Annotated in this window: 1 protein-coding gene; it reads right to left on the reverse strand. The window is 69.5% G+C overall.

Annotated elements, in window-relative coordinates; genetic code table 11:
• Positions 1–5,433 (reverse strand): non-ribosomal peptide synthetase (locus tag JF597_RS49210; RefSeq protein WP_294012448.1); only part of this gene is annotated, 5,433 nt, incomplete at its 3' end.
• Positions 5,434–5,440 lie beyond the last annotated feature (7 nt).

The raw sequence follows: 5,440 nt of genomic DNA on the forward strand, positions 1-5,440 counted from the left end.
CACGCCGCGCTCCATCACCACCGCGACCACCGACTCCGGACCCACACCCCGCCCCACAAGCAACCGCGCCAACCGGTTCGCCCGCGCATCCAACTCCCCGAACGACACCTCGACACCCTCGAACACCACCGCCACCGCACCCGGCGTCCGCGCCACCTGCCCGGCGAACAACCCCGGCAACGTCGCATCCACCAGCGGCCGAGCAGTGTCGTTCCACTCCTCCACCACCAGTCGGCGCTCAGCCGCATCCAGTACGTCCAGCGCCGCGAACCGCGCCTGCGGGTCCTCCTCCAACGCGGTCACGAGCTGGAGGAGGCTGGTGTGCAGCATCGTGCCCACCTGCTCCGCATCGGCCGGCGCCACCGCGTCGATGGTCAGGCTGAACCCGTTCCCGTCATCATCGACATTCGCGACCAGGGGGTAGTTGGTGCGCCCTTCGGCGGCAAGGATCCGCACGTCCTCCAACCCGGTGCCCAGACCCGTGCCGAGCTCGGTCGCGCCGCCGCGGCCGTTGCGGTAGTTGAAGAGGGCGGTGAACAGCGGGCTGCCGCCCGCCACACGGCTCGCCTGCTGCGCGAGCACCAACGGCGCGTGCTCGTGCACCAGCAGCTCGGCCAACTGCTGCCGCATCCCGGCCAGCGCCTCCCCCACGGCGGAGGTGCCGACCCGTACCCGCACCGGGAGCGTGTTGAGGCACGGGCCCTGGAGCCGGTCGGCACCCGCCCCGGCGTTCATCCGGCCGAACAGCACCGTGCCGAACACCACGTCCTCACGACCGCTCACCGCGGCCAGCACCCGCGCCCACGCCAGGTGGAACACCGTCGCCGGACTCACGGCCATCCGGCGCGCGATCGCCCGCAGTCGAAGCGTGAGCTCAGCCTCCACCGAGGAACGCGCCGATGCCGCGGTCGTGCCGTCTCCGTGCACGTCCAGCAGGCCGAACGGGGCGGTGGTCTCGGTGACGTCGCCCAGCAGCCCGGCGAAGTACCGCTCATGCTCCTCGCGCGGCACACCGAGGCGGGCCTGGACGACGAAGTCGCGGAACGGCAGCCCCTTGGACAGCGACTCGCCCCGCCCTGTCAAGAAGGCACGCACCTCCCCCAGCAGCGCGTCCGTCGTCGTGTCATCGCGCACCAGGTGGTGGACGCGCAGCAGGGCCAGCCAGCCCTCGCCATCCGGTGCGGCGGCGATGTGCACGTCCATCAGCGGGGCACGGTCCAGCTCCATCCAGGCGCCGCCGATGGACAGCAACTGCTCCGCCGCGTCCGCACCCTGCGGGTCCAGCACGACTTCCCGGACCGGCAGTTCGGCGTGTCGGGCGACGACCTGGACCGGCTCGCGCAGACCCTCCCACACGATCGCCGTGCGGTACACGTCGTGCCGCTCGATCACCCGCTGCAGCGCCTTCAGGAACGAGTCGAGCCGCATACGGGAGTCGAACCCGAGCACCGTCGGCCCGGCGTACACATCCCGCTCACCCTCACGCCCGGCCTTCATCAAGTGGTGGAAGAGGATGCCCTCCTGGAGCGGAGCCAGCGGGTAGACATCTGCGACGTTCGCAGCACCACCGGGCACCTTCGCCACGATCAACTCGAGCTCGGCATCGGTCAGCTCCACCAGCGGCAGCATCTCCGGGGTGATCTGCGTGGCGTCCTCGGGGATGAGGTTCGTCGGCACCACCACCTGCTCCGAACCCGCCTCGACCGCCAAGCCCGCCGGGGTCGACGTCTGGAACAACGCCTTCACCGACACCGAGACCCCACGCACCCGCAACGTCTCCACCAACGACACCGCCAACAGCGAATGCCCACCCAACGCGAAGAAATCGTCATCGACGCCGACGCTCTCCAACCCAAGGACCTCGGCGAACGCCTCGCACAGGATCTCCTCCTGCACCGATGCCGGCCCACGACTCGACACCCCACCCGCCGCCGCGAAGTCCGGGGCGGGCAGCGCCTTGCGGTCCAACTTCCCGTTGCCCGTCAGCGGCAGGCCGTCCAACACCACCACCGCGGAGGGCACCATGTGCTCCGGCAACCGGGCGGCGGCAAAAGTCCGCACCCCGTCCGCGAGCGTGTCCTCCACATCATCCGGGTCGTCCGCGACCACGTAGGCGACCAGGCGCTTGTCCCCCGGGGTGTCCTCGCGGGCGACCACGGCCGCCTGGGCAACCAGCGGGTGAGCCGTCAGGGCACTGACCACCTCACCCGGCTCGATCCGGAAACCGCGGATCTTCACCTGCTCATCCGCACGGCCCAGGAACACGATCTCGCCATCACCCGACCACTTCGCACGGTCACCCGTGCGGTACATCCGGGCACCCTGCTCGAACGGGCACGCCACGAACCGCTCCGCAGTCAGACCAGGACGGCGCACATAACCGCGCGCCAGCTGCGCACCCGCCACATACAACTCACCCTCCACACCCGGCGCCACCGGGTTGAGGCGCTCATCCAGCACGTAGAAGCGGGTGTTGGCCACCGGCGCACCCACCGGCACCGCCTCACCCGACGTCAGGCGGGTGGTCGCCACACCGATCGTGGTCTCCGTCGGACCGTAGTGGTTGAACACCTGCCGCTCACCGGCCGCGGCCAGCAGTTCATCGACCCACCCGGGCGAGGCGGCCTCACCACCCAGCACCACCGACCGGCCCGGCAGCACCCGCTCCAAACCACCCACCGCACCCAGCGCCGCCAGATGTGAGGGCACCACCTTCACAAAGTCGATCCCGTGCTCGGCCAGGTAGTCGCCCACCAGACGCGGATCGGTGACCGCCTCCTCGTCCAGGACGTGCAGCTCACCACCCGACAGCAGGCTCGCGAACAGCACCGTGTTGCCGAGGTCGGTGGCCTGCGCCTGCAACAGCGCATACCGACCGCCCTCACCCTCGAAGCCGACCCGGGCCGGCACCGAGGAGACGTAGTTCGCCAGACCTCCATGGGTGACGGCCACGCCCTTCGGACGACCCGTCGAGCCGGAGGTGTAGATCACATACGCCGGCGACCGCGGATCCACCACCACGCCAGGCGAGGTGGTCGGTGCCGCCGCCAACTGCATCGCCGTCAACGTGCCATCCACCGCCAACAGACGCACACCCACCGACGGCAGGTCCTCCAGCACCTCATCGGTGGTCAACACCAACTGCGCCCGCGAATCCTTCACCGTGAACGCGACCCGCTCCGCCGGCTGGGACACGTCCACCGGCAGATACCCGGCCCCCGCCTTCCAGACCGCCAGGATCCCGCTGATCATCTCCACACCACGCGGCAGCGCCAACCCCACCACCGACTCCGGACCAACACCCTGGCTGATCAGATAGTGGGCGAGGCGGTTCGCCCGCGCATCCAACTCCGCATACGACACCGACACACCACCGGACACCACGGCCACGGCCTCCGGCGTCCGCGCCACCTGCGCCTCGAACACCTGCGGAACCATCAACCCGGATCCGGCCGCAGCGGTGTCGTTCCACTCCGACAGCACCCGGGCACGCTCATCCGCACCCAGCACATCCACCGCGTCGACCCGGGCCTGCGGGTCATCGGCCATCGCCGTCAGCACCCGCACCAGAGAGCCCGCGACCCGACCCGCGACCCCCTCATCGAACAGATCCGCCGCCGCCGTCAGCATGCCCCGGATCCCCGCCGGCGCACCCTGCGCACCGAACACCTCACCCACGATCACATCAAGGTCGAACTTCGCCATCGCCCGGCCCAACAACAACGGTTCAGCCCCCAGGCCAGGCAGGTCAAGCGCACCGCCATCCGCCATCAAGCCGGTGTTCTGAAGGGTCAGGACGACCTGGAACAGCGGGTGCCGCGCCAGCGAACGCGCCGGCGCCAACTCCTCCACCAGCTTCTCGAACGGCACATCCTGGTTCTCCAGCGCGCTCAACCCCGCCTCGCGCACCCGCCCGAGAACCTCCTCGAACGTCGGGTCCCCCGACAGATCCGTCCGCACGACAACCGTGTTGACGAAGCACCCGACCAGATCGTTCAACGCCTCATCCGTACGCCCGGCGATCGCCGACCCGATCGGGATGTCGGCCCCCGCACCCAGCCGACTGAGCGTCACCGCAACAGCCGCCTGCAGCACCATGAACATGGTCACCCCACGCTCACGCGCCAACTTCACCAAACGCGCGTGCAGTTCGGACGGAACATCCAACTCCACGGTGTGGGCACGGTGCGACGCAACCGCCGGACGCGGCCGGTCGAACGGCAGCGGCAGCTCCTCCGGGGCCCCCGCCAACGCCTCACGCCAGTACTCCACCTGACGCGACAAAACACTTGACGAATCCCGCTCGTCGCCCAGCAACTCCCGCTGCCACAAAGCGAAATCCGCATACTGCACCGGCAGCGACTCCCACACGGGAGCCACGCCACCCAACCGTGCCGCATACGCCGCCGACAGATCCCGCACCAGCGGAGCAGTCGACCAGCCATCCATGGCGATGTGGTGCGACAGCACCACCAGCACATGCTCAACCGAACTCACCGCGAACAGCGTCGCCCGCAACGGAATCTCGGACGAGAAGTCGAACGCATACCGGCCCGCCGCAGCCAGTGCGTCCTCCAGCCCCTCCGACGCCACCTCGACCGCCGAGAGCTCGAACCCGCACTCCTCCACACCCAGAACCCGCTGGTACGGCTCACCATCGACTGCCGGGAACACCGTCCGCAGCACCTCGTGCCGCCCGATGACATCCCGCAGGGCCCCCGCGAGGGCCTCCCGGTTCACCTCCCCGGACAAGCGCAGAGCCATCGGAGTGTTGTAGGTCGCGCTCGCACCCTCCAACTCACCGAGGAACCACAAACGGCGCTGCGCGAACGACAACCGCACCCGCTCCGGACGCTCCATCGCACGCAGCGCCAACCGGCTCTCACGGGCCTGCCAAAGCCGTCCCGCCAGACTCGCCGGCGTCGGCGCCTCGAACAGCTCACGGACCGCCAACTCCACACCCAGCACCGAACGGATCCGACTCACCAGCCGCATCGCCAGCAACGAGTGTCCACCCAGCGCGAAGAAGTCGTCATCCACCCCCACCGCCGACAGACCCAGAATCTGCGCAAACGCCTGGCACAACAACTCCTCCTGCGCCGTCGCCGGCGCCCGACCCGCACCCGCCGCATACTCCGGCGCCGGCAGCGCCTTGCGGTCCACCTTGCCGTTGACCGTCACCGGCAACGCGTCCAGCAGCACGACCGCCGACGGAACCATGTAGGACGGCAACCGCTCACCCGCGAACTCCCGCAGGCTCGGTAGGAGTTCATCAGCGCCGGCATCGACGTCGACCGGAACCGCGTACGCCACCAGTCGCTTGTCACCCGGCACGTCCTCACGGACCGTCACCACGGTCTGCTCCAGGCCCGGGTGTGCGGCCAGGACGGCCTGGATCTCACCAGGCTCGATCCGGAAGCCGCGGATCTTCACCTGCTCG

The sequence above is a fragment of the Streptomyces sp. genome, assembly GCF_019510245.1.
Classification (GTDB): domain Bacteria; phylum Actinomycetota; class Actinomycetes; order Streptomycetales; family Streptomycetaceae; genus Streptomyces.